This is a genomic window from Pseudonocardia sp. DSM 110487 (assembly GCF_019468565.1).
Lineage (GTDB): Bacteria > Actinomycetota > Actinomycetes > Mycobacteriales > Pseudonocardiaceae > Pseudonocardia.
Map to the genome: position 1 here is coordinate 9,736,144 of NZ_CP080521.1, position 24,772 is coordinate 9,760,915.

At 70.0% G+C, this 24,772-nt stretch carries 26 protein-coding genes and 1 pseudogene; 4 read left to right on the forward strand and 23 right to left on the reverse strand.

The window, feature by feature from the left end; all coding sequences use genetic code 11:
* Positions 1-114: 114 nt before the first annotated feature.
* The 8 genes and pseudogenes from K1T35_RS45555 to K1T35_RS45590 all read right to left on the reverse strand — a co-directional run bounded on the left by K1T35_RS45555 (position 115) and on the right by K1T35_RS45590 (position 4,372).
* The gene (locus tag K1T35_RS45555; RefSeq protein ID WP_220257840.1) at positions 115-597 is read right to left on the reverse strand and encodes a hypothetical protein; all 483 of its coding nucleotides are present in this window, start codon (positions 595-597) and stop codon (positions 115-117) included.
* Positions 594-851, reverse strand: coding sequence for a hypothetical protein (locus tag K1T35_RS45560; RefSeq protein ID WP_220257841.1), 258 nt, complete (start codon positions 849-851; stop codon positions 594-596). The genes K1T35_RS45555 and K1T35_RS45560 overlap by 4 nt, the downstream gene beginning before the upstream one ends.
* A gap of 345 nt (positions 852-1,196) precedes the next feature.
* Positions 1,197-1,457 (reverse strand): SAV_915 family protein, encoded by a 261-nt coding sequence (locus K1T35_RS45565; protein WP_220257842.1) that lies wholly within the window; start codon positions 1,455-1,457, stop codon positions 1,197-1,199.
* A 72-nt stretch (positions 1,458-1,529) separates the two neighbouring features.
* Positions 1,530-2,321 carry a hypothetical protein gene (locus K1T35_RS45570; RefSeq protein ID WP_220257843.1) on the reverse strand — a complete coding sequence of 264 codons (792 nt, stop codon included), beginning with the start codon at positions 2,319-2,321 and terminating at the stop codon, positions 1,530-1,532.
* Between the two features lie 129 nt (positions 2,322-2,450).
* On the reverse strand, positions 2,451-3,179 hold the full coding sequence (locus K1T35_RS49540; RefSeq protein WP_255621369.1) for a hypothetical protein: 729 nt from the start codon (positions 3,177-3,179) through the stop codon (positions 2,451-2,453).
* Positions 3,180-3,348: 169 nt separating this feature from the next.
* Positions 3,349-3,618 (reverse strand): annotated as a pseudogene (locus K1T35_RS50000) (WXG100 family type VII secretion target); the annotation flags it as partial.
* 112 nt (positions 3,619-3,730) lie between these two features.
* The gene (locus K1T35_RS45585; RefSeq protein WP_220257846.1) at positions 3,731-4,060 is read right to left on the reverse strand and encodes a hypothetical protein; all 330 of its coding nucleotides are present in this window, start codon (positions 4,058-4,060) and stop codon (positions 3,731-3,733) included.
* Between the two features lie 21 nt (positions 4,061-4,081).
* Positions 4,082-4,372 carry a WXG100 family type VII secretion target gene (locus tag K1T35_RS45590; RefSeq protein ID WP_220257847.1) on the reverse strand — a complete coding sequence of 97 codons (291 nt, stop codon included), beginning with the start codon at positions 4,370-4,372 and terminating at the stop codon, positions 4,082-4,084.
* 125 nt (positions 4,373-4,497) lie between these two features.
* Between K1T35_RS45590 and K1T35_RS45595 the strand changes: the two genes are divergently transcribed.
* The 3 genes from K1T35_RS45595 (at position 4,498) to K1T35_RS45605 (ending at position 7,242) form a co-directional block, all read left to right on the forward strand.
* Positions 4,498-5,313, forward strand: coding sequence for a hypothetical protein (locus tag K1T35_RS45595; protein ID WP_220257848.1), 816 nt, complete (start codon positions 4,498-4,500; stop codon positions 5,311-5,313).
* 259 nt (positions 5,314-5,572) lie between these two features.
* Positions 5,573-5,995: a YciI family protein gene (locus K1T35_RS45600; protein WP_220257849.1), complete on the forward strand. Its 423-nt coding sequence runs from the start codon at positions 5,573-5,575 to the stop codon at positions 5,993-5,995.
* Positions 5,995-7,242: an RNA polymerase sigma factor gene (locus tag K1T35_RS45605; RefSeq protein ID WP_220257850.1), complete on the forward strand. Its 1,248-nt coding sequence runs from the start codon at positions 5,995-5,997 to the stop codon at positions 7,240-7,242. The genes K1T35_RS45600 and K1T35_RS45605 overlap by 1 nt, the downstream gene beginning before the upstream one ends.
* Here K1T35_RS45605 and gabP read toward each other — a convergent pair.
* From gabP to lysS, 5 genes are all read right to left on the reverse strand, one after another.
* A complete protein-coding gene (gabP, locus tag K1T35_RS45610) occupies positions 7,233-8,612 on the reverse strand; it encodes a GABA permease (protein ID WP_255621370.1) in 1,380 nt (459 codons plus the stop codon). The genes K1T35_RS45605 and gabP overlap by 10 nt on opposite strands.
* A gap of 119 nt (positions 8,613-8,731) precedes the next feature.
* On the reverse strand, positions 8,732-11,275 hold the full coding sequence (locus K1T35_RS45615) for an ATP-dependent Clp protease ATP-binding subunit (protein ID WP_220257851.1): 2,544 nt from the start codon (positions 11,273-11,275) through the stop codon (positions 8,732-8,734).
* 257 nt (positions 11,276-11,532) lie between these two features.
* Entirely contained in the window at positions 11,533-12,324 is a 792-nt protein-coding gene (locus K1T35_RS45620) for a siderophore-interacting protein (protein WP_220263269.1), read from the reverse strand.
* An 80-nt stretch (positions 12,325-12,404) separates the two neighbouring features.
* On the reverse strand, positions 12,405-12,749 hold the full coding sequence (locus K1T35_RS45625) for an Lsr2 family protein (protein WP_220257852.1): 345 nt from the start codon (positions 12,747-12,749) through the stop codon (positions 12,405-12,407).
* A gap of 113 nt (positions 12,750-12,862) precedes the next feature.
* Positions 12,863-14,317: a lysine--tRNA ligase gene (gene lysS, locus K1T35_RS45630; protein WP_220263270.1), complete on the reverse strand. Its 1,455-nt coding sequence runs from the start codon at positions 14,315-14,317 to the stop codon at positions 12,863-12,865.
* A 122-nt stretch (positions 14,318-14,439) separates the two neighbouring features.
* Between lysS and K1T35_RS45635 the strand changes: the two genes are divergently transcribed.
* The gene (locus K1T35_RS45635) at positions 14,440-15,180 is read left to right on the forward strand and encodes a class I SAM-dependent methyltransferase (protein ID WP_220257853.1); all 741 of its coding nucleotides are present in this window, start codon (positions 14,440-14,442) and stop codon (positions 15,178-15,180) included.
* A gap of 14 nt (positions 15,181-15,194) precedes the next feature.
* Here K1T35_RS45635 and K1T35_RS45640 read toward each other — a convergent pair whose 3' ends face one another.
* The 10 genes from K1T35_RS45640 to ftsH all read right to left on the reverse strand — a co-directional run bounded on the left by K1T35_RS45640 (position 15,195) and on the right by ftsH (position 24,538).
* Positions 15,195-16,022, reverse strand: a complete 828-nt coding sequence (locus K1T35_RS45640; protein WP_220257854.1) for a type III pantothenate kinase — start codon at positions 16,020-16,022, stop codon at positions 15,195-15,197.
* 9 nt (positions 16,023-16,031) lie between these two features.
* The gene (panC, locus tag K1T35_RS45645; protein WP_220257855.1) at positions 16,032-16,910 is read right to left on the reverse strand and encodes a pantoate--beta-alanine ligase; all 879 of its coding nucleotides are present in this window, start codon (positions 16,908-16,910) and stop codon (positions 16,032-16,034) included.
* Complete coding sequence (locus K1T35_RS45650) at positions 16,907-17,800, reverse strand: Rossmann-like and DUF2520 domain-containing protein (RefSeq protein ID WP_220257856.1); 894 nt, start codon at positions 17,798-17,800, stop codon at positions 16,907-16,909. The genes panC and K1T35_RS45650 overlap by 4 nt, the downstream gene beginning before the upstream one ends.
* Before the next feature lie 134 nt (positions 17,801-17,934).
* Positions 17,935-19,260, reverse strand: coding sequence for a PrsW family intramembrane metalloprotease (locus K1T35_RS45655; protein WP_255621372.1), 1,326 nt, complete (start codon positions 19,258-19,260; stop codon positions 17,935-17,937).
* Positions 19,261-19,281: 21 nt separating this feature from the next.
* Positions 19,282-19,755, reverse strand: coding sequence for a DUF3180 domain-containing protein (locus tag K1T35_RS45660; RefSeq protein ID WP_220257857.1), 474 nt, complete (start codon positions 19,753-19,755; stop codon positions 19,282-19,284).
* On the reverse strand, positions 19,752-20,267 hold the full coding sequence (gene folK / locus K1T35_RS45665; RefSeq protein ID WP_220257858.1) for a 2-amino-4-hydroxy-6-hydroxymethyldihydropteridine diphosphokinase: 516 nt from the start codon (positions 20,265-20,267) through the stop codon (positions 19,752-19,754). The genes K1T35_RS45660 and folK overlap by 4 nt, the downstream gene beginning before the upstream one ends.
* Positions 20,264-20,653, reverse strand: a complete 390-nt coding sequence (gene folB, locus K1T35_RS45670; protein ID WP_220257859.1) for a dihydroneopterin aldolase — start codon at positions 20,651-20,653, stop codon at positions 20,264-20,266. Before folB ends, folK begins: the two co-directional genes overlap by 4 nt.
* 11 nt (positions 20,654-20,664) lie before the next feature.
* Complete coding sequence (gene folP / locus K1T35_RS45675; RefSeq protein WP_220263272.1) at positions 20,665-21,468, reverse strand: dihydropteroate synthase; 804 nt, start codon at positions 21,466-21,468, stop codon at positions 20,665-20,667.
* A 50-nt stretch (positions 21,469-21,518) separates the two neighbouring features.
* Entirely contained in the window at positions 21,519-22,133 is a 615-nt protein-coding gene (gene folE, locus K1T35_RS45680) for a GTP cyclohydrolase I FolE (protein WP_370645277.1), read from the reverse strand.
* A gap of 8 nt (positions 22,134-22,141) precedes the next feature.
* Positions 22,142-24,538, reverse strand: coding sequence for an ATP-dependent zinc metalloprotease FtsH (gene ftsH, locus K1T35_RS45685; RefSeq protein WP_220257860.1), 2,397 nt, complete (start codon positions 24,536-24,538; stop codon positions 22,142-22,144).
* Positions 24,539-24,772 lie beyond the last annotated feature (234 nt).

The following is a 24,772-nucleotide window of genomic DNA, read 5'->3' on the forward strand; positions in this document are numbered from 1 at the left end:
GCGGTTCTGCCTTGCTATTCGAGGAACTCCGGACGCGCTGCTCACCAGCATGGGCGAGCAGCTCCGCGCGGGATTCGGGATGGTCGCCGTAGTACCGCAGTGCGTGACCAGTAGTCACTCGCCCCGGGCACTCACATAGGCGAGACCGTCCTCGAGACTCACGTATACATTGCTCACCCAGTCGGAGGGCCCGAATCCCGACTCGAGTTCGATGCTGGTCGACCAGGTGCTGCCGCGTTCCATGAATGGGGCCAGCGAGGCGGGCGGCTGCGGAGGGGTCGGCGCACGCGTGAAGTCGTACCTGCTCCGCAGTTGTACGGCATCATCCGGGTCGAGCGTGACAACTGCCTCGATGAAGTAGGACGAAGGCCCCGGAATCTGGTCGCTGCCCATGCGACCACCCACCCAGTGGGTGTTCACGAATGAGCCGAGCTGCGGGAAGCGGTCCGCGATCGGCTTGTGGTCGGTGCGGACCTCTGCGGTTTCGATCGCGATGGTCATATCGGATCCCGTCGTGTTGTCGGACTGGCACCCGGTGGCCGTGATTGCTAGTGCCAGAACGATGCCGAGTCTGATGATCTTCTGCAATCGGGTCACTGGCTACTGCCCCTTCCGTCAACGCGGTCCTCGCCCGCCGGCTCGCGATCGACATCCCCACCTCCCACCACCGGAGGTTGATCACTGCCCAGCTCCCAGGTCACAGTCCTGGTGACCGAGCCGCTAACGTCGAACGACTTTGCCCATCCCAGTTCGGCGAATCGACCGTTCTCTTCGTCCGGAGTCCCCGTCGCGATGTCCTCCTCGCCACGATCGAAGTTGTACCGATCCTCAGCATGGATAGTGACTTCCATCGTGACGGTGTTGCCTTCGATCCGAACGTCTCCGCTGCCCCAGACCGTGTGTCCGCCGAGAGTCTTCTGCCAGTCTCCGTCTCCGGGCAGTAGCGGACCAGTACCGCATCGCCGCTGATGTAGTTTGCGCGGACTCGGCCGGGGTCGGTGGTGCTGCTCTGCCCGCCCAACCACCTCGTCGCAGCGAGCGTCGGGGTGACGCTGGGGCGGACGAATGGGTTCAGCGGTTCGCCGGGACGGGCGTACCTGGTGGCGAACGTACCGGTGATGCTTTGCCAGGTGCCAGACGTCGGGTGACACATTCCCGGACAGATTCGACGGTGGGGTCGAGCGGCGGATGTGTGCTCACTGCTCACCATCCCGCCGCCGAAACTCAACGGGGATCTCGACGTCGAGCAGTAAGAGCTCGAAGTTGGTCTCCGTCCTGATCTTCTCCAGGTTCACCGTCGGCATCACTGCCCAGGGCTGCTTGTCTCCACAGCAGCTCACAAGGCGATCTAGAGCCGAGTACACCAGGAGCGCCAACCGACCGTCCAGCGTCGGGCGTAGATCGACGGTCAGGCTGTCATCGCCCGCGGCCAGAAGTGAGCACGGCACATAAACCACGGGTGGAAAGCATACGGTTTCAGCAGACTGACTCATTATGAATCCTCCGAACCAAACTCAGGATATGCCTTGCTAGCCGAGGACGTTTCCGCCTCGGATGCGCCGTTCTCCAGCCGGAGTGAGCAGCTCTGCTCGAGCGTCAGGGTGCGCGAAATAATATCCCAGCGCGTAGTACACGAGTACTGGGTCGACGGCAAGCAAGCGGCAGCGCACCATGAGGTACGGAAGCAGCCTGAACTCCAGGGTCTTCCCTATCCAATGTGTCCGCCGGACATGAGTTCCCTGAGCAGGGAACGCATTCACTGCAATGAACGACCCAGCGGAGAGTTCCACTGCAGACACTTCGAATACCGCACTCCACGGTACATAATGCTCGAATATGTGACTTCGGTGATATATTCCGGTCGGAGTGAGCGCCAGGTATCCCCTCGCGATACGCCCACTAGCGAACTCGATGAACAGCCAAAGACAGAAGAGAGCACCTGCGGCGGCAACGACTCCGGAGAATGCATCGGAGCGAGGCAGGTATGAGGGCATTTCCCAGCTCAGCAACCAACCCGCTGCATGCGCAGCCATGAAGGCGAAGCCCATGAACATGATCACCGCGAGTCCGCAGTGCGGCCACGCCGAGAATTTTATCTTGATACCGTCATACTCGGCGCCGCTTCGCTCCAATGCGACCGATCCACGCGACGTACGTTGCCTCAGCAACCACATCGATGAAGACAGCGCCGTGATCGCACCGAAGAATACCGCGACAGCAAGCAAGAACGCCGCCCGCCCAAACTCACCCGAGCACGACGCCAGAACGCCGAGTCCGGCGGAGCCCAGCGCGATCAACCCCAGGAACAAGTCTGCCAGCACCGTTCGTACCTTCAGTCGTGGCGTGGACCACTCCGCCGGCCAGGGTAACCCGCCACCCGTGACTGCCTTTCTCACGATGGCCCTCCTTCAAGGCTCCTCACGACCCGCCCCACCCCAACAGAGCGAGGACTAGAAAATCACATCCCAGGCCTTCGTCATGCCGTCCAGCATCGCCTTGCCGGTGTCCCTGATTGCATTCTCAACCGGCCTAGTTCCGTTCTCGATGCTATCCCTCAAGCCCTTCGGCAGCTGATCGTATCCCCAATCAGCAATGGCACTGACCGCGAGACCGGCGCCCCAGCCGAGTACCGCACCGGCCGCCGTCCCTACAGGGCCGCCCGCGAAGGTTCCGATCAAGGCTCCGATCCGAGCTCCGGTCAGGCCCGCGGCGACAGTTCCTCCGACGCCGGACACCGCAGCTTTGACGAGCGACTTGCCTTGAAAGACATCGTATGCGACACCCACACCACTGATACCCAGCCCGGCGAGCCCGATCTTGGCGCTAACTCGTCGCCCCACGCGGTCTGCCTCACGCTTCAGTTCATCGGCCTCCATGAACTTTCGCTGCGCTTCGGCATTGTGAAAGGCGCGCTCCGCTGGCCCACCGGGCGAGTTGAGGTATCGCTGGTTGGCTCGATCGGACTCGAGCATGAGCCGCCTTGATTCCTCCGTGAGCGCACTCACATGTTTGGCAGCAAGCCCGCCAGCGACGGCACCACCTTGCTGCGGCCGTATCCCGCTGGCCCGCTGCCTCGTCGGCCTTCTGCCGTGCTGCTCGGAGAGCCCGCTCGGCCTGGTCGATCGCAGCACCGGCCGCGCTCGCACGCCCGATGGAATCGCCGCGGCGTTGGTCAGCATCCTGGGCAGCGACGGGGTCCAGCCGGAGGCGGGCTTCGTCGGCAGCGGCGGCGTGACGTGCTGCGTCCGCCTCTGCGGAGTCGCGATCGGCGGTTGCCTGGTCGCGGTCACCGGTCGCGGTGTTCGCCTCGGCCGCGGCTGCTCGTGCGGCGTCCTGGGCGGCGGCGAGCTCGGTTGCGTAGGTGGCCAGCGCCTGACTCGCCGCCCCATAGGAGGCGGCGAGCCTGGTCAGGTCCGGCCCGGTCTCGGCCAGCAGCGCGGCGAAGCCATCGGCCGCCTGGCCGCGCCACATCTGTGGCCCGACCCCGGTCTCGATCGCGCGTAGCCGCGACTCGATCTCCCGGGCCCGGGTCTCCACCGTTGCCAGCTGCGCCGAGACGCGACGGACCTGTTCCGGGTCGCCAGGTATCGGGGTGATCAGTGGGGTCGGTGTGGTCATGCCTGCTCCCTGATTGCAGCAGAGGCATCGAGGTCCGCACCGTCCACAGCCGCGGACGCTACGGGCCGGAGCCCTCTCCGCGGGCCCGAATGGAAGAAATTGGCTGCCCGGTTCATCGCGACTCCGAGGCCACCGGCGCAGCTGCTACCGGTGCCGCGTTCTGGATCGCGTTCTCCGCACCGGTGTAGGCCTCCGCCGCGCCCTCGGCCAGCACCCGGCACTGGCCGACGTTCTCGGTGATGCGGGCGCGACCGTCGTTCCAGAAGACCGCGAACCCGTCCACCGCGCCGGCCACGTCCGCGCCCAGCGCGCCCGGGTCCGCGCCCGCTCCCTGAGCGGGGAGATCACCGAGTTCCGCCTCGAGGGTCTGGAGCTCGTTGCGGAGCCGGCCGAGCTCTTCGATGTCGACGAAGAACTCGACCGGCCCACCACCGCCTGCCATGGTCGGTCACCTGATCCAGGATCAGCGGCCGGCCGCGGCGCGCAGCGATTCCTCGGTCTCCTCGTACGTGCGCGCGGCCTCGTCGAGGAAGATCCCCATCCCGTCCATGGCCTGCTGCACCTGGGTGGCGCCGGCCTGCCACTCCTGCCAGCGGGTCTGGAACGCCGCCGATGCCGCGCCCTCCCAGGTCGAGGCCAGCGTCTGGATCTGGCCGGTCAGCCGGCCGAGGATGTCGTTGACCTCCGCGGCACCGGCCTTCACCGTGCTCGCCTGCTGCCGCAGCTCCTCCGACTGAACACCGATACGAGCCATCTCACGTCCTCCTTCTCGGTCCGGGCGGACCCACCACCCGGCGTCTTCATGCCGAGATGACGGTGACAGCCACACCCACCGCCGCAGAAGGAAGAGTTCTTCCGACCCGAATAACATCAACCTCTGTGATCACCGGGGCTGAGCCGACCGCGCGCGTGAGCGGCCTGATCCCACCCGGAGCCTCTTCACCGCGGGTTGTCGATCTCCACCCGGGCCAGGTCTGGTCGGTCGGCCGGCGCGACGAGGGGTTCCTTGCCACCCGTCCTGAGCTCGCGGCCACCCACCTCGCGGTTCCCAATGCCCTACCGGACCTCTCGGTCCGCCAGCTCGAACTGCGGGTCGGCACGGTGGGCGTCGCGATTCGCAGCCACCGCGGAAGCAGCGTCGTGGTCGACGGCGCGGTCCGACCTGAGCCGGTGGTCCTGACGTTGGGCACGAGCTACGTCAGCCCCACGCCGTCCGGCCTGTATGTGGACTTCGAGCTCACGGTGCTACGGGCCGAGGACTTCGGCGAACCGGAGGCCCCCGCCGACAGTGGGACGACCCTGCTCCTGCAGATCAACCTCGAACCCCCGTCCCTCGCCTGGACGGTCGGGCACGCGCTTGCCTGGCCGTGCATGCCGTGCCGTCGCCGCCCGCACAACCCCGGGTGGTCCGGCCGGGACGTCGCCGACCGGTTGGAACAGCTCGGCTGGACGATCGCCGATCAGAACATGATCACGGTGCTCGGTCGGCAACTGCACGGCCTGGCCGAGCGGGTCGCATACGCGCGGTTGACCGACGGTCGTCGGGCCGATCAGGTGTTCCCGTCCTGGCCGCCGTGGCTCGACGAGGAGTCGAGCGACGAGACCCGGGACCAGAAGGCGGAGCGGCGGAACAGGTACGTGGCCGAAGCTCTCTGGCGGGCGAGGGCCGTCGCCCCGGACGTGATCGACGGCTGACGCGCGCCGAGTGGCGTCCTCGCAGCGGCCCTGGACCCTGCGAGGACGTCAACCAGCGCGCGTTTCGTCGACCGGACGCCACCGCGGCCGGCACCACCCCCCAGAGGCACCGGCCGCGGCACCTTTATCGATCGCAGGCGTGCCCCCACGGTTGGGACGAATTGGAGTGATGCAGGCCACACTCTTCCCGTGTCGAGATCCGTGCCGCTCGCTCGCCGCACAGGTAGGACACGAACCGGACCGATGGGAGGAACCGCGGATGCGAGTCATGGTGCTCATCAAGGCCAACGAGCAGAGCGAGGCCGGCGAGCTGCCGAGCCAGGAGCTGCTCGAGCAGATGACGGCCTACAACGAGGAACTGGTGAAGGCGGGGGTGATGCTCGGTGGGGATGGCCTGCACCCCAGTGACAAGGGCGTGCGCGTCGAATTCGCCGGCAGCGAGCGCAAGGTCATCGACGGGCCGTTCGCCGAGACGAAGGAGCTGCTCGCGGGCTACTGGGTCTGGCAGGTGAAGTCGCTCGAGGAGGCCATCGAGTGGGTCAAGCGGATCCCGAACCCGGACGGTGAGCACTCCGTGGTGGAGATCCGTCCCGTCTTCGAGATCGACGACTTCGGTGACGCGCTCACGCCGGAGCTGCGCGAGAAGGACGAGCAGCTGCGGGCCCGGGTCGAGGGCTCCTGATGGCCGAGGCCGACGTCAGACGCACGATCGAGGCAGTGTGGCGGATCGAGTCCGCACGCCTGATCGCGGGCGGCGCCCGCCTGGTGCGTGACGTCGGCCTCGCCGAGGACCTCGCGCAGGAGGCGCTCGTCGCCGCGCTGGAGGAATGGCCGGAGTCGGGCGTCCCGGAGAACCCGGGCGCCTGGCTCATGGCCACGGCCAAGCACCGCGGCATCGACCGGATGCGCCGGGCCGACGTCCACCGGCGCAAGATCGAGGAGATCGGTCGGCTTGCCGAGTTCCACGAGACCGGAGAGCCCGCCGACGACAACCCGTTCGACGACGATCTCCTGCGGCTCATCTTCACCGCGTGCCACCCGGTGCTGTCCACCGACGGGCGGGTGGCGCTCACGCTCCGCCTGCTGTGCGGGCTGACGACCCGGGAGATCGCCCGGGCCTACCTGGCGTCGGAACCGGCCGTGGCACAGCGCATCGTGCGGGCGAAGCGGACGCTGTCCGCGGCGCGGGTGCCCTTCGAGATTCCCGGCCGGAACGAGTTGCGCGATCGACTGGCGTCAGTGCTCGAGGTCATCTACCTGATCTTCAACGAGGGCTACTCCGCCACGTCGGGCGACAGTCTGATCCGGCCCGAGCTCATGGAGGAGGCCCTGCGGCTCGGACGCATCCTCGCCGAGCTGCTCCCCCGGGAAGCAGAGGTCCACGGCCTCATCGCGCTGATGGAGCTGCAGGCGTCGCGCACGCGGGCGCGGATCTCGCCGTCGGGCGACCAGGTGCTGCTGCTCGACCAGGACCGCTCCCGCTGGGACTGGCTGCTCGTCGGACGCGGGCTCGCCGCGATCGAGCGTGCGTACGCGACCGGCGGCCCGATCGGGCCCTACACGCTGCAGGCCGGCATCGCCGCCTGCCACTCACGGGCCCGGGTGGCAGCGGACACCGACTGGGACCGGATCGTCGCCCTCTACGACGGGCTGGCCCAGCTCATGCCCTCGCCCGTGGTGGAGCTCAACAGGGCCGTGGCGATCGGGATGGCGTTCGGCCCGCGGGCCGCGCTCGAGATCGTGGACACGCTCCGGGAGGACCCCACGCTCGACGGCTACCACCTGCTGCCGACCGTGCGCGGTGACCTGCTGGAGAAGCTGGGCCGCACGGCCGAGGCCGGGACGGAGTTCGAGCGAGCAGCACTGATGACGGCGAATACGAAGCAACGCGCAGCGCTGCTGGAACGAGCGGCCGCCTGTCACACCTGAACGTCTTCCTTCCGGACCGAGTGCCGCCGGGATACCACGATCCCGACCACCACGACGGCCGCGGCGATCAGCGCCGTCATCGCGAGGTCGAAGCGGGCGGACTCCCTGGTTGCCATGTAGATCAGCATCGCCGGGATGACGACGATGACCGCCCACGTCACGTACGGGTACGCCCACATGCGCACCGGCATGTCGACGCCTGCCCGCTCCAGCATGCTGCGCATCTTCAGCTGGGAGACGGCGATCACGAGGTAGACGAGCAGCGCGATCGCACCCGACGTCGCGAGCAGCGCCGAGAACACGTCCTCCGGGAACGCGTAGTTCGCGATCACCGCGAAGAAGCCGACGACCGTGGAGGCGAGCACCGCGACCCGCGGCACCCCACCCGCGGTCGTGTACATCACCGCGGCCGGAGCGTCGCCCCGCTTGCCCAGCGAGTAGATCATGCGGGAGGCCGTGTAGAGCGCCGAGTTCAGGCAGCTGGCGACGGCGACGAGCACGACGATGTCGACGATCGCCTTCGCGCCAGGGATGCCGAACATCTCCAGCGCTGTCTGGTACGTGCCTGCCTCGGGGAGCCGCGGGCTGTTCCACGGCACCAGCGCGACCACGAGGAAGATCGAGGCGAGGTAGAAGACCGAGATCCGCCAGATGACCGAGCGGGTGGCACGGCCGATCTGCTCGGCGGGCCGCGGTGACTCCGCCGCGGCGATCGTCACGATCTCGGTGCCCATGAAGCTGAACATCGTGACCAGAACTGCGGCGATGACCGCGCCGAACCCGTTCGGAAGGAACCCACCCTGGTCGAAGAGGTGGGAGACGCCGCTGGTCTCGCTGCTGGGGAGCAGGCCGAGCACGGCAAGCACGCCGAGCCCGATGAACGCGACGATCGCGACGACCTTGAGCAGCGCGAACCAGAACTCGAACTCGCCGTAGTTGGCGACGTTGAAGAGGTTGGTGACAGTCAGCAGGGCCGTGACGATCAGCGCCCACGCCCACTGGTCGAGGCTCGGCACCCAGGCGTTCAGGATCTTGGCCGCCGCCGTGGCCTCGACCGGGATCACCAGTACCCAGAACCACCAGTAGAGCCAGCCCACGCTGAAGCCCGCCCACCGGCCAATCGCCCGGTCGGCATAGGTGGAGAAGGAGCCCGAGTCGGGTTGCGCCGCGGCCATCTCGCCGAGCATGCGCATGACGAGTACGACGAGCATGCCGGCGAAGGCGAACGAGAGCAGGACACCGGGACCGGCGCTGGCGATGGCGTTCGCCGACCCGACGAACAACCCGGCGCCGATCACCCCGGCAATGCTGATCATGGTGACGTGCCGGTGCTTGAGGCCGGCACTCAGTTCGGTTCCCGAGGTGGACACGCCGATGATCAGATCACACGTGCCGGTGAACTGTGGTGTCGACGCAGTAAGGAAAAAGGACAAACGGCACTTCCGCCGGCGAATTGCCGGCGAAAGTGCCGTTTGTTACGTGACGGGTGTTACTCGTCGCCCTGCTTGGCCATGTCGACCGGCGGGGAGTCCGGCACCGTGACCGGCTTCGGCTCGCCACGGAAGACGAACTTGGCCTTGTCGTCGGCGGTGCGGCTCTCGGGGGCGTCCGGGTCGAAGCCCTCGACGTCGACGACCACGATCTGGCCGGGCTCCACCTCGCCGAAGAGGATCTTCTCCGACAGCTGGTCCTCGATCTCGCGCTGGATGGTGCGGCGCAGTGGCCGCGCCCCCAGCACCGGGTCGAACCCGCGGCGGGCGAGCAGCTTCTTGGCGGTCGGCGTGAGCTCGATCGCCATGTCCTTGCCCGCCAGCTGCGTCTCCACACGGCCGATCATGAGGTCGACCATCGTGATGATCTGCTCTTCGGTGAGCTGGTGGAACACGATGATGTCGTCGATGCGGTTGAGGAACTCCGGCCGGAAGTGCTTCTTGAGCTCGTCCTCGACCTTGTTCTTCATCCGCTCGTAGTTGGACCGCTCGTCGTTGCTCTGGGCGAACCCGAGCCCGACCGCCTTGGAGATGTCCTGCGTGCCGAGGTTCGAGGTGAAGATGATCACAGTGTTCTTGAAGTCCACCGTGCGGCCCTGACCGTCGGTCAGGCGGCCGTCCTCCAGCACCTGCAGGAGGGTGTTGTAGACCTCCTGGTGCGCCTTCTCGATCTCGTCGAACAGCACCACCGAGAACGGCTTGCGCCGCACCTTCTCGGTGAGCTGGCCGCCCTCCTCGTAGCCCACGTACCCGGGAGGGGCACCGAAGAGCCGCGAGGCGGTGTAGCGGTCGTGGAACTCGCCCATGTCGATCTGGATGAGCGCGTCGTCCTCGCCGAACAGGAAGTTGGCCAGCGCCTTGGACAGCTCGGTCTTACCGACACCGGACGGGCCGGCGAAGATGAACGAGCCGGACGGGCGCTTCGGGTCCTTCAGGCCGGCACGCGTGCGGCGGATGGCCTGCGACACCGACTTGACGGCCTCCTCCTGGCCGATGATCCGCTTGTGCAGCTCGTCCTCCATGCGGAGCAGACGCGTGGTCTCCTCCTCGGTGAGCTTGAACACCGGGATACCGGTCCAGTTGGCGAGCACCTCGGCGATCTGCTCGTCGTCGACCTCCGCGACGACGTCCAGGTCACCGGACTTCCACTGCTTCTCCCGCTCGCCCTTCTGGCCGAGCAGCTGCTTCTCCTGGTCGCGCAGGTGCGCGGCCCGCTCGAAGTCCTGCGCGTCGATCGCCGACTCCTTGTCGCGACGCACGGCCGCGATCTTCTCGTCGAACTCGCGCAGGTCCGGCGGCGCGGTCATCCGGCGGATGCGCATCCGGGCGCCTGCCTCGTCGATCAGGTCGATCGCCTTGTCCGGCAGGAAGCGGTCGGAGATGTAGCGGTCGGCGAGCGTGGCCGCGGCCACGAGCGCCGGGTCGGTGATCGTGACGCGGTGGTGCGCCTCGTACCGGTCGCGCAGACCCTTCAGGATCTCGATGGTGTGCGTGACACTCGGCTCGCCCACCTGGATCGGCTGGAAGCGACGCTCCAGGGCCGGGTCCTTCTCGACGTACTTGCGGTACTCGTCGAGCGTGGTGGCGCCGATCGTCTGCAGCTCGCCACGGGCCAGCATCGGCTTGAGGATCGACGCGGCGTCGATGGCACCTTCGGCGGCACCGGCGCCGACCAGCGTGTGCAGCTCGTCGATGAACAGGATGATGTCGCCGCGGGTGCGGATCTCCTTGAGCACCTTCTTCAGGCGCTCCTCGAAGTCACCGCGGTAGCGGGATCCCGCGACCAGTGAGCCGAGGTCGAGCGTGTAGAGCTGCTTGTCCTTGAGCGTCTCGGGGACCTCGCCCTTGACGATGCCCTGGGCCAGCCCTTCGACGACGGCGGTCTTGCCGACGCCTGGCTCTCCGATCAGCACCGGGTTGTTCTTGGTCCTCCTCGAGAGGACCTGCATGACCCGCTCGATCTCCTTCTCCCGGCCGATGACCGGGTCCAGCTTGCCCTCGCGGGCCGACTGGGTGAGGTTGCGACCGAACTGGTCGAGGACGAGGGACGAGCTGGGGGTGCCCTCGCCGCGGCCACCGGACGTGCCCTCGGCCGGCTCCTTGCCCTGGTAGCCGGACAGCAGCTGCAGGACCTGCTGGCGGACCCGGTTGAGATCGGCACCCAGCTTCACGAGGACCTGGGCGGCCACGCCCTCGCCCTCGCGGATCAGGCCGAGCAGGATGTGCTCGGTGCCGATGTAGTTGTGGCCGAGCTGCAGCGCCTCGCGCAGCGAGAGCTCCAGCACCTTCTTGGCCCGCGGCGTGAAGGGGATGTGCCCGCTCGGCGCCTGCTGGCCCTGGCCGATGATCTCTTCGACCTGCTGGCGGACGCCCTCGAGCGCGATGCCCAACGACTCCAAGGCCTTCGCGGCCACACCCTCACCCTCGTGGATCAGGCCCAGGAGGATGTGCTCGGTGCCGATGTAGTTGTGGTTGAGCATCCTGGCCTCTTCTTGGGCCAGGACGACAACCCGCCTCGCTCGGTCGGTGAACCTCTCGAACATTTACGCTCCTAGCCTGCTGCGCCATGCACCGGCGCACTCGCGCACCGTGTACACCCCGTGGCTACCACTGTATCGGCCCGGGGCGGGGGATCGCGCCTCTCGCACGTACCCGTGACAACGCGTTCACGCGGGGCCGAATTCCACCAGGGGGTGGATCCCCTGGTCAGCACCGGTCGGATGGCCCGTTCAGGCGTATCCGACCGCCCGCCGCATCGCCGCGCCGATGTCCCGCCCGCGCCATGATCGGTTCGAGACTCTCAGCGACCGGGAGCCGCCGACCGCTCCGCCGCCTTCTCGGCCTGCCAGCCGTCCTCGTCGACGCCGCGTCGCCAGTAGCCGGACACCGACAGCAGCTCGCGCGGCACGGCGCGCTCGTCGACGAGATGCCTGCGCACCCCGCGCACGATGCCCGCCTCGCCGTGCACGAACGCGTGGACGCGCCCTGGCGCGAACTCCAGCGCCCGCACCGCGTCCAGCAGCTGGTCCGGCTCGCCAGCACGGCGGTGCAGCCAGGTGGCCTGCAACGCACCGGGACAGCCGAGCTTCTGCTCCTCCGCCGCGTCGGCGACCTCGAGCACGGCCACCACCGGCACGCCGGCCGGCACCCGCTCGCACGCGGCCGCGATCGCGGGCAACGCGCTCTCGTCGCCGACCATGAGGTGCCAGTCGGCGTCCGGGTCCGGCGCATACGCGCCGCCCGGTCCGGCCAGCCGCAGCACGTCGCCAGGACGAGCCGACGCGGCCCACGGCCCGGCGAGCCCGGCGTCGCCGTGGTGGACGAAGTCGATCGTCAGCTCGCCCGCCGCGTGGTCCAGCGCCCGCACCGTGTAGGTGCGCGTCACGGGCCATTGCTCGCGGGGCAGCTCGGCCCGGATGACATCCATGTCGAACGGTTCCGGGTACCGGACGCCGGTGCGCGGGAAGAGGATCTTGACGTAGCGGTCCGTGTGGGGCGTCTCGGGGAACGCCGACAGCTCGTCCCCTCCCGCGACGACGCGGATCATGTGCGGGGTGAGCCGCTCGGTGCGGCGCACCTCGAGAGTGGTCATCCTGCGCGCCACTTGGCCTCCTCGGAGTCGAGTCCTGAGGCCAGCCTAACCACACATTCGCGGCGTGCGGTCGCGCAGCCTCAGTTCTCCTTGTGATATGCCTCGAGCACCTCGGCCGGGATACGCCCGCGGTCGGAGACCTTCATGCCCCGCTTCCGCGCCCATTCCCGGATCGCCTGATTCTGCTCCCGGTCGATGGAGGGCCGCCGCGCCGGGCCCGTGCCCGCACCACCCGAGCGGGCCCGCCGACCACCCGATCGGCGGGCCGCCGCAACGAACGACGCCAGCGCGTCGCGCAGCTTGCCCGCATTCGCGTTCGACAGGTCGATCTCGTAGTTCTTGCCGTCGATACCGAACTCGATCGTCTCGTCGGCCGCCTCTCCGTCCAGGTCGTCGATCAGTCGAACCTCACGGATCTGCGCCATCGCCGCAACCTCCAACACTTGGGACCTGCTTCGGACCGCGGCAATGCCGCGAGCGAAACCATAAACCCGAAGCGCCGGTTCGTCGAGTCACCCTGTCCGGTGTCGCGGCACAGTTACTCAGAACGCACGAGCGGGTACAGAATGGTTTCACGGATTCCGAGCCCGGTGAGCGTCATGAGCAGCCGGTCGATGCCCATTCCCATGCCTCCGGTGGGCGGCAATCCATACTCCATGGCGCGCAGGAAGTCCTCGTCCAGCTGCATCGCCTCGGGATCACCCGCCGCGGCCTTCAGAGCCTGCGCGGTGAGCCGCTCCCGCTGGTCGACGGGGTCGACGAGCTCGGAGTACGCGGTGGCCAACTCGGTGCCGAAGACGACGAGATCCCATGCTTCGGACAGCCGTGGATCAGTGCGGTGCCGCCTGGTGAGCGGCCGCACCTCGATCGGGTAGTCGCGGACGAACGTCGGCTCCCGCAGCGTGTGCTCCACGAGCTTCTCGAACAGTTCCAGTACGATCCGGCCCGCCGTGTCCGAACCGTCGACTTCCACATCGTGAGCGATCGCGAGCTTGTGCAGCTCCTCCACTGAGGTGTCTGGTGTCACGTCCTGTCCCACGGCTTGCGAGACGGCCTCGTGGAGTGTGATCGAACGCCACTCTCCACCAAGGTCGTGTTCAGTGCCGTCGACGTGGCGCACAACGGTCGAACCGAACACCGCGCGCGCCGAGGCGAGCACCAACTCACGGGTGAGCTCGGCCATGTCGTCGTACGTGGCGTAGGCCTGGTACGCCTCCAGCATCGCGAACTCCGGTGAGTGCGTCGAGTCGACACCCTCGTTTCGGAAGTTCCTATTGATCTCGAAGACGCGCTCGATACCACCGACCACACACCGCTTGAGGAACAGTTCCGGGGCGATCCGCAGGTACAGATCCGTGTCCAGGGCGTTGGAGTGCGTGACGAACGGACGCGCCGTCGCCCCGCCGTGCTGCAGCTGCAGCATCGGCGTCTCGACCTCCAGGAACGACCGCTCGTGCAGCACCGACCGCAGGGTCCGCACTACCGTGGCGCGCCGAAGCACCGTCTCCCGCGCCTGAGGCCGGACGATCAGGTCGACGTAACGCTGCCTGACGCGCGTTTCCTCCGACAGCTCCCGGTGCAGGCCGGGAAGTGGCCGGAGCGCCTTCGCGGCCAGTTGCCAGCTGTCGGCCATCACCGACAGCTCGCCGCGCCGCGAGGTGATCACTTCGCCGTGCACCTGCACGTGGTCACCGAGATCGACCTGCGCCTTCCAGCGCGCGAGCTCCTCCTCACCGAGCAGCGCGAATGACAGCATCACCTGCAACTCGGTGCCGTCGCCCTCGCGGAGGGTGGCGAAGCACAGCTTGCCGGTGTTGCGCAGGAACATCACGCGCCCGGTGACGGCGACGATGTCGCCCGTGGCGGTGTCCGGTGGGAGGTCGGGATGGGCGGCACGCACTTCACGCAGGGTGTGGGTGCGCTCGACCGCGACGGGGTACGGGTCGCGGTTCTGCTCGAGCAGAGCCGCCCGCTTGGCCCGGCGCACCCGCATCTGCTCGGGCAGGTCGTCGTCGGGGCTGGTGGAGGGCTCGTTGCTCACGGAGTCAAGGGTAGTGAGCCGGATCGAGCGGAATTCGCTCCCCTGCCACTCCGCGGCCCGTACGGTCGACGGACGTGACCACCTCCTCGCGGGCCCGCTCATTCGGCGCGGCGGCTGCCGCATACGCAGAACATCGACCCGGCTACCCGGCCGCCGCCGTCGACTGGGCACTCGAGCCCGTCGCGGACGGCCCGCTCCGCCTGCTCGACCTCGCCGCAGGCACCGGCAAGCTCACCGAAGGGCTGCTGTCACGAGGGGCGGTCACCGCCGTCGAACCCGACCCCGCGATGCTCTCCGAGCTGCGGGCCCGCTTCCCCACCGTCGAGGCGCTCGAGGGCAACGCCGAGGCGATCCCGCTGCCGGACGCGTCCATCGACGCGGTGCTCGTCGGGCAGGCGTGGCACTGGTTCGACGCCGACCGGGCCTTCGCGGAGCTGGCAAGGGTGCTGCGGCCGGGTGGGGTGCTCGCGGTGCTGTGGAACGACGACGCGCGCGTGAACTGGACACGCGGCATGTACGAGGCCGCGAGGTGGGATTCGGCGGGCGCGTCGCCGGCCGACGGCGAACCGTCGCTGCCCGCCCACCCGGCGTTCGCGCCCGGCGGGTTCGCACAGATCGCCAACCCGATCCGCACCACCGTCGACGGGCTGATCGCCTCGCTGCGGACGCGATCGTTCGCGCTCACGAGGGATCCGGCCGAGCGGGAGGCGATCTTCGACCGCATCCGCGCATACCTCGCCGCTCGCCCGGAGACGGCCTCCGGCGAGTTCACCCTCCCACTGGTCACGGACGTGGTGCGGGTGGTGCGGCGTTAGGAGGGTTCTGAACCTCAGCCTGCCGCGGGCGTGGCCGTTCGGCTCGCGGTGGCCGCGGCGTTGCGCTGGTAGGTCAGGCGCAGGCCCAACAGGGTCAGGTCGGGCACGTACTCCGTGATCGTCTCCGACTCCCCGGCCATGAGCGGGGCGAGGCCGCCGGTGCCGAGCACGGTCACCGGGCCCGCCTTCGGGCCGAGCTCGGCGACGATGCGCCGCACGAGCCCGTCCACCTGCCCGGCGAAACCGAAGAGCACACCGGACTGCAGGCACTCCACGGTGTTCTTGCCGATCACCGACCGCGGCCGGACCAGCTCGACGGTGCGGAGCGCCGCGGCGCGCGTGGCCAGCGCCTCCATCGAGATCTCGATCCCCGGGGCGAGCGCGCCCCCGAGGAACTCACCCTTCGCGGAGACGACGTCGATGTTGGTGGACGTCCCGAAATCGACCACGACGCACGCCGTGCCGTAGAGCCGGTGCGCGGCGAGGGTGTTCATCACTCGGTCGGCGCCCACCTCCCGAGGGTTGTCGACGAGCAGCGGCACCCCGGTCCGGACGCCGGGCCCGACGACGACCGCGGGCACGTCCCTGCGGTCGATGAGCAGGCGCAGCTCCCGCAGGAGGGTGGGCACGGTCGAGAGCGCCGCGATCCCGGTGACCTGCCCGGCGTACGGGCCGAGGAGGCCCGCGAACGCGACGTCCAGCTCGTCGGAGGTCATCCGCGGGTCGGTGCGCATCCGCCAGTCCCGCACCAGCGGCGGGTCGACCTCGTCGGCGGAACCCGCTTCGTCCGCGTAGAGGCCGAGCGCGATCTGCGTGTTCCCGACGTCGACGCAGAGCAGCACGGCGGCCGCCTACAGCCGGATGGGAACGTTGTCGATCAAGCGGGTGCCGCCCAGCCGCGCGGCGACGAGCAGCCGCGCGCGGCCCGTCCGCGGGTCCGGACCGAGGTCAGGGTCGGTGAGCTCCAGGTAGTCGACCTGCAGCGCGGGCTCCTCGGCGAGCACGGCCCGCGCGGCGTCCAGCACGGCCTCGGGCCCGCGGGCCGACACGGCGGCCCCGGCGGCCAGTGCCCGTTGCAGCACGGGCGCGCGGCGCCGGTCCTCGGCGGACAGGTAGGCGTTGCGGGAGGAGAGCGCGAGCCCGTCCGGTTCGCGCACGGTCGGGACCCCGACCACCGACAGCGGGAAGTCGAGGTCCAGCACCATCTTCTTGACGAGTACCAGCTGCTGGTAGTCCTTCTCCCCGAAGAACGCGAGGTCGGGGCCCACGATGTGGAAGAGCTTCGCCACCACCGTGAGGACGCCGGCGAAGTGTCCCGGCCGCACGGCGCCCTCGAGGCGCTCGCCCGCGGGACCCGGCGTGACGGTGGTGGCTGCACCCTCCGGGTACATGTCCGGCACGCCGGGCAGGAACACCAGTTCCGCGCCCTCCTCCCGGCAGGCGTCCAGGTCGGCTTCGAGGGGCCGGGGGTAGCGCTCCAGGTCCTCACCGGGGCCGAACTGCAGCGGGTTCACGAAGATCGACACGACCGGCACGACGGCACCGGGCGCACGGCGGGCGTGCCGGATCAGCTCGCGGTGCCCCTCGTGCAGGGCGCCCATCGTCGGCACGAGCGCGATCTTGCGACCGGCGCCGCGCAGTGCCCGCGTGACCGGCGCGATCTCGCGCGGCGAGCGGTGCACTGTCACAGCGCCGGACGCGTAGCCGCCGAGGGTGCGTGCGGTCGTCATGGCTTCTCCTGGAGGATCTCGAGCACCTCGTGGGCGACGTGGTCGGGCAGCAGCCCGGCGTCGACGGCGCGGTGCGCGGTGCGGCCGGCGAGCACGCGATAGGTCTCGGCGAGATCCGGGTCGGCGGCGTCGAGCTCGCGCAGGTGGATCCGCACGGTCCCCACGTCGCCGCGCGCCACCGGGCCGGTCAGCGCCCGGTCGCCGTGGCGCAGCGCGTTGTCCAGCGCCGCGGACAGCAGCGGCGCGACGAGCCGATCCGCAGGGCCGACGCCGGCGCGCTCCAGGATCTCGACGCAGTCGCGCACCAACGTGACCAGATGGTTGGCACCGTGCGCCAGAGCCGCGTGGTAGAGCGGGCGCACCTCCTCCGGCACGCGCACCGGCTCGGCACCCATCTCGACGACGAGCGCCTCGCCGACGCTCCAGGCCGCCTCCTCGCCTTCCGAGGCCGTGACACCGACGCTGCACGCGGCGAGCCGGGCGACGTCCTCGGTGCGGCCGGTGAACGTCATCACCGGGTGCAGCGCTAGTGGAAGGACACCGTGTTCGGCGGCGGGGGCGAGCACCGACACCCCGTGCGCCCCCGACGTGTGCACCACGATCTGGCCGGCCCGGAAGCTGCCCGCGGCGGCGAGGCCGCGCACCAGGCCGGGGAGGACGTCGTCCGGGACGGCGAGCAGGGCCAGGTCGACACCGGCGACGACGGCGTCCGGCGGGCGCAGCGGGACGTCCGGGAGGAGCGCAGCGGCCCGCTTGACCGAATCCCGCGACACACCCGATGTGGCCACGACCCGGTGCCCCGCGGCCCCCAACGCGGCACCCATGACGGCGCCGACGCGCCCGGCCGAGACGACACCGACCGCAAGCCGCGCAGGCCTGCCAGCGCTCATCGCTTCTCTCCTCGTTCCAGTCCCGTCGCGCGGGTACCAGACGGCGCGCCAAGGCTAACGGCCGGGGAAGGCCAGCACCGAGCCCCGGTGACGCGCTTCACCGGCTCGTGTGCACCACGCGCTTCCGGATCGGCTCAGCGACGCCAAGGCCCTGGCGGCGGGGGCGGCGGGTAGCTCTGGGGTGGCGGGTAGCCGGGGTGGTACGGCGGCGCTGCCGCTCGGTGGCTCTGGGGTGGGGGCGGCGGCGGGCCGGGAGGCGGCGGCGCCCATCCTGGCGGGCGGTGGTGGCGGATCGCGACGGTGAGGGCCTCCGGGTGCCCCACGGCACGGGCTCGAGCCTGGCGCACCGCCTCGACGGCCTCCGCGTGCCACATCGGTCCGTTGGGGTCCACGGTGCCGCGGGCCATGCGGTCGCGGAGGAACGCCAGCTCGGTGACCGCGGCCTGGTACTCCGCCACGGCCTTGGCGACCCTTCGCCCGGAACGCCTCCGCACCGCGGCGCGCCAGCCCTGGCGGCCGGCGAGGCTGGACAGCAGCGGCACCTCGCTGGGCACGATCCACCCCGCCGCCGCGAAGCCGGGCAGCTGCGCGGCCACGATGCGCTGCTCGCGGCGGCGCTGCCAGACCACGACGACCAGCAGCGCGACGAACAGCGGCACCATGACGAAGCCGTAGACGACGAGGAAGAGACCGCCGTCGAGCACGGAGGCGGAGGTGTTCCACAGCGAGTGCAGCGCGACCGCCACCACGTACCCGATCGCGACCGCCCCGACCCGGCCGCCGATCGACCTGCTGCGCGACGCGATCCCGGCCCCGATGCCGATCATGGCCGTGAACAGCGGGTGGGCGAACGGCGACAGCACCCCGCGCAGCACCAGCACGCCGAGCACGCTGCCGACCTGACCGATGGCGGCGTCATCGGTGAACGCCCGGCCGAGGTAGAGGATGTTCTCGGTGAACGCGAACCCGGCGGCCACCAGCCCCGCGTACACGATCCCGTCGACCACTCCGTCGAACTCCCGGCGCCGGAACAGCAGCATCCCGACCAGGAACGCGCCCTTCGCCGCCTCCTCGACGACGGGCGCGATCGCCACGGCGCCGAAGAGATCCGCCTGGTCCCGGCCCAGCACCTGGTCGATGACCATGCTCGCACTGCTGTTGATCAGCAAGGCGGTCAGCGCGGCGAAGCAGGCGCCCCACAGGAACGCCGCGAGCAGCGTGCGCGGCGGCTCCGGCTCCCAGCGGTCGATCCACAGGAAGGTGGCGACCACGGGGCCGACCGGCACCAGTGCGCACAGGGCCCCGACCACCACACCCGTGCCCCCCACGCTGCTGCCCAGCAGCCCGAGCACGACGAGTCCGCAGAAGCCCAGCGCGATCAACCCGAGGACCGGAGCGAGCACCCCGCGGCGCTGCCGCCCCGGGGTGGGCATCGGGATGACGCGCGTCGCCTGAGTCACGAGGCGGGAGCCTACGGGTGATCAGGTGGTCGGTGAATGACCATTCGGCTCGTCGCCCGGGTCGTCCGGCGTGCGGCAGCAGTGTTCGAGCCACAGCGCCCCGCCCACCAACCCGAGCGAGCACACGATGCCCACGACGCCTGCGACGGAGTCGCTCCCCGCGGCCGTGATGTCGCCTGCCAGCGGCAGGACGTGCGCGAGCAGCCCGCCCCACGCGCCGGTCATGATGGCGCCCGCCAGCGAGGACGCCTTCGCCAGCAGCACGGCGCGGGCGGCGACGAGCGGTTGCACCGGCTGCGTGCCGGGTCGGCGGCGGATGCGGGCGCGCAGAATGTTGCCGCCCACCGCTTCCGCGATGCCGAGCACGCCGAACGTGGCGCCCGCGAACAGCGGCAGCTGCGGCAGCGATCCGTAGGTCAGCCGGACGAGGATGCCGACGACCACAGCCGTGACGAGGGCGACGCCGAACAGGTCCCGTGGCCTCGTCGGGGTCACCGGGCCGCCATCAGGATGAGGTCGTCGCGGCGACGCATCCCGTCTTCGGCGTCCGGCCCGAGCGCCGCGAGCAGGTCCGCGACCCGCCCGTGACCCGGCAGCACCGCCTCCGGGTCGACGTCGAGCCACGGGCGCAGCACCGTGGCGCGCTCGGGTGTGCCCGGGTGCGGGAGCAGCAGCTCGGGGTGGTCGCTCAGCACGGGGCCGTCCGGGCCGTCGACGGTGACCACGTCCACGTCCAGCGTGCGCGGGCCCCAGTGGACGTCCCGCACCCGCTGCGCGGCCCGCTCGAGCTCTTGGCCGCGACGCAGCCAGCCCCACGCGTCGACGCCCGCGTCCTCGACGACGAGCACGGCGTTGAGGAAGTCGTCCTGCTCGACGCCACCCCACGCCGCGGTCTCGTACACCGGTGACGCCGCCAGCACCGCGTCGCCGAAGCCCGCGACGGCCGACCGCAGGTGCGCGAGCCGATCGCCGAGGTTCGAGCCGAGGGAGAGGACGGCGCGCGTCACGCGGGGACCACCTGGCCCCTGCCGCCCGTGCGGGTGCGGCGCGCGACGACCGCGACGTCCGTGAACTCGAGGGGGATCGGCGCCTGCGGCTTGTGCAGCACGACCTCGACGGTCTGTACCCGCACGTCGGCGAACACGTCGTCGGCGACGCGACCGGCCACGGCTTCGATGAGGTTGCACGGCGGCCCACCGACGATCGTGGCCGCACGCTGGGCCATCGCGCCGTAGTCGAGGGTGTCCTCGAGCCGGTCGGAGCGGGCCGCGTGGGTGAGGTCCATCCAGACGGTGATGTCGACGACGAAGTCCTGGCCGTCGCGGCGCTCGTGCTCGTACAGCCCGTGGTGCCCGCGCACGCGCAGGCCGCGCAGCTCGATGCGATCCGGCACTGGGTCCTCCACTATCGCTGGGTCGAGCCGTGCCACGCCGCCGCCACCCGCACGGCGTCCAGCGTGCCGGTCACATCGTGCACCCGCACCCCCCATGCGCCGCGGTGGGCCGCGAGCGCGCTCACCGCGGCCGTGGCGATGTCCCGCCCCGACGTCGGGCGCGCCTCGCCCCGCTCGTCGGCCAGCAGGGAGCCGAGGAACCGCTTGCGTGACGCCCCGACCAGCACCGGGAACCCCAGCTCGACGAGCACGTCGAGCCTGCGCAGCAGTGCCCAGTTGTGTTCGGCGGTCTTCGCGAACCCGAGACCCGGGTCGAGCACCAGCCGCGACGGCTCCACGCCGGCGGCCACGGCCGTGTCCACGCGCGCGGACAGCTCGTCGCGCACGTCCGTGACCACATCACCGTAGTGGGCGAGGGCGTTCATGCGATCGCTGTGGCCGCGCCAGTGCATGAGGATCCACGGCACCTGCGCCGCCGCGATCGCCTTGGCCATCGTCGGGTCGGCCAGCCCGCCGGACACGTCGTTGACGACGGTGGCGCCGGCCTCCACGGCGGCCTCCGCGACCGCGGCGCGCGTGGTGTCGATGCTGACGCACACGCCGGCGGCGACGAGCTCGCGCACCACCGGGAGCACCCTGGCCAGCTCGGTCTCCGGCTCGACGCGGGGCGCCCCCGGCCGCGTGGACTCCCCGCCGATGTCCACCAGATCGGCGCCCGCGTCGCGCATCGCGACGCCGTGGGCAACGGCCTGGTCGCGGTCCAGCCACCGGCCACCGTCGGAGAACGAGTCCGGCGTGACGTTGAGGATGCCCATCACCACGCACCGCCCGGGATCCGGCAGGCCGGTACTCACCAGTGCCCCCGTCACCCGTTCCGGATCAGCGCGAGCACCTCGGCGCGGGAGGTCGGCGACGACCGGAGCATCCCGCGCACGGCGGACGTGGTGGTGCGCGAGCCGGGTTTGCGGATCCCCCGCATACCCATGCAGAGGTGCTCTGCCTCGATCACCACGATCACGCCCTTCGGTTCGAGCTTGCGCACCAGCGCGTCGGCCACCTGCGCCGTGAGCCGCTCCTGCACCTGCGGCCGCCGGGCGTACAGATCGACGAGCCGGGCGATCTTCGACAGCCCCGTGACCCTACCGTCGAGATTCGGGATGTACCCGACGTGAGCCACCCCGTGGAAGGGGACCAGGTGGTGCTCGCACATCGAGAACATCGGGATGTCCTTGACCAGGATCAGCTCCTGGTGGTGCTCGTCGAACGTGCGGTCCAGCACCGCGTCCGGGTCGGAGTAGAGGCCCTGGAAGATCTCCGCGTACGACCGGGCGACACGGGCCGGGGTCTCACGCAGGCCCTCGCGGTCCGGGTCCTCCCCGATCGCGAGGAGCAGCTCCCGGACCGCCGCCTCGGCCCGGGCATGATCGATCACCGGCTGGCCGTTCCTCGACACCGTCGCGGACGCCGCTTCACCGGGCACCGCTGCACTCAGCGTGAGCCGCCCTCGGCCGTGCCGGAGCCGCTCTCCTCGCTCGGCTTGTCGAGGGAGGGCCTCTCCGGCTGTGACTGCTGTGCCGGCTCGCCCGCGCCGTTGACACCCGGCTGCTGCGGCGGTGCCTGGTTGGGTGGCGGCGCCCACTGCGGGGTGGGCTGCTGCTGCCAGTGGCCCGGCGGGGGCCAGCTCTGGCCGTGCGGGGTGGTGGCGGGGCGCCAGTCCGGCGGCGCGCCGTAGTTGTGCGGCACCGAGTTGGGCTGCGGGGGCGGCCCACCCCAGCCCTGCTGCGGCACGGGCTGCCCCTGTTGCGGGTACCCCCCGGGGAATCCGGGGCCACCCGGGTAGCCGCCCGGCGGCGTGGGAACCGGGCCGCCGTTGGGGCCAGGGGTAGGCACGCCGTTGGCGCCGCCGGGGTACGAGCCGACGGGCGCGGGCTCGCGCACCGGCTCCGTGTGGGGCGGCCACGGCTCGCCGCGCTCCCTCGCGCGCTCGGCAGGCGTCTTGATCGGCGGCTTGTCGGACGGCGTGCGGTCGCCGAAGTCGTTGAACGCCGTGATCCGGGGCCGCTTCTCCACCGCGCTGAAGATGCGCTCCAGGTCGATGCGGGTGAGCGTCTCCTTCTCGAGCAGCTCGAACACCAGCTCGTCGAGGACGTCGCGGTAGGTGTTGAGGATCTCCCACGCCTCGGTGTGCGCCGCCTCGATGAGCGCGCGCACCTCCTCGTCGATCTCGTGTGCGACCTCGAGCGAGTAGTCGGCCTGCGCGCCCATCGAGCGGCCCAGGAACGGGTCGCCGTGCTCGCGGCCGTAGCGCACGGCGCCGAGCCGCGCACTCATCCCGTACTCGGTGACCATCGCCTTGGCGATCTTGGTGGCCTGGTCGATGTCGCTGGACGCGCCGGTGGTCGGCTCGTGGAACACGAGCTCCTCCGCGCTGCGACCACCCATCGCGAAGACGAGCCGGCCGATCATCTCGGAGCGGGTCATGAGGCCCTTGTCGTCCTCGGGGACGACGAGGGCGTGGCCGCCGGTGCGCCCGCGCGGCAGGATCGTGAGCTTGTAGACCGGCTCCAGGTCGGGCATCGCCCACGCCGCGAGCGCGTGGCCGCCCTCGTGGTAGGCGGTGATCTTCTTCTCCTGCTCGGAGATGATCTTGCCCTTGCGGCGCGGCCCGCCGACCACCCGGTCGACCGACTCCTCCAGCGCCGCGGCGTTGATCAGGGTGCCGTTCTCCCGCGCGGTGAGCAGGGCGGCCTCGTTGATGACGTTGGCCAGGTCGGCGCCGGACATCCCCACGGTGCGCTTGGCGAGGCTTTGGAAGTCGACGTCGGGCCCGAACGGCTTGCCCTTCGCGTGGACGTGGAGGATCGAGCGGCGCCCGGCGAGGTCGGGCGCGCTCACCGGGATCTGCCGGTCGAACCGGCCGGGGCGCAGCAACGCCGGGTCGAGGATGTCGGGCCGGTTGGTTGCCGCGATCAGGATGATGCCGCCGCGGGCGTCGAACCCGTCCATCTCGACAAGCAGCTGGTTCAGCGTCTGCTCGCGCTCGTCGTGGCCGCCGCCGAGGCCGGCGCCGCGCTGGCGGCCGACCGCGTCGATCTCGTCGACGAAAATGATGCACGGCGAGTTCTGCTTGGCCTGCTCGAACAGGTCCCGGACGCGGGAGGCGCCGACACCGACGAACATCTCGACGAAGTCGGAACCCGAGATCGTGTAGAACGGCACGCCCGCTTCTCCCGCGACCGCGCGCGCCAGCAGCGTCTTGCCGGTGCCGGGCGGGCCGTACAACAGCACGCCCTTCGGGATCTTCGCACCGAGCGCCTGGTAACGCGCCGGGTTCTGCAGGAAGTCCTTGATCTCGTACAGCTCCTCGACCGCCTCGTCGGCGCCCGCGACGTCACCGAAGCTGGTCTTCGGCATGTCCTTGTTGAGCTGCTTGGCCTTCGACTTGCCGAAGGACATCACCCGGTTCCCGCCGCCCTGGGCGTTGTTCATCATCCAGAACAGGATGAGCAGCACGAGGCCGAGCGGGATCAGGTAGATCAGCATCGTGGTCAGGAAAGAGTCCTGGCGCACGGTGGTGTTGAACGCCGGGTTGTTGCTCGCGTTCTCGAGCGTCTCGACGATGGTGCCGGCGGTCTGCGCCGGATATTGCGTGATGATCTGCGTGGTGCCCTCGACGGGCTGGGAGAGGGTGAGCCGAAGCCGCTGCTCCCGGTCCTCGATGAGCGCGTTGGTGACGTTGCCGTCGGAGATCTGCGCGAGCGCCACGGAGGTGTCCACCCGCGTGAAGCCGCGCGTGTCGTCGAACAGCACGCTGAAGGTGAAGTAGACCAGGATCGCGGCGAGGATCCAGATCAGCGGGTTTCGGAGCAGGCGCTTGCGGTCCATGCAGCTTCGGCCGTGGCGGCCTTCACCCTTCCTGGCGAGATTCTCCGGCGGAGAGACCCGGCGCAGCGGACTGACCGGCCCTGAGTCCGCCAGGATAGCGGGCCGCGAGCACAGCTGCGCCGTCGATGTCCATCCGCGTACCCCTTACGGGTACATGCGCGTTGAACGAACGATCGCGGACCGGTGTTCCCGGAGGGCATATCCCCACCCCTGCGGTGTCGTTGGGCCATTGGC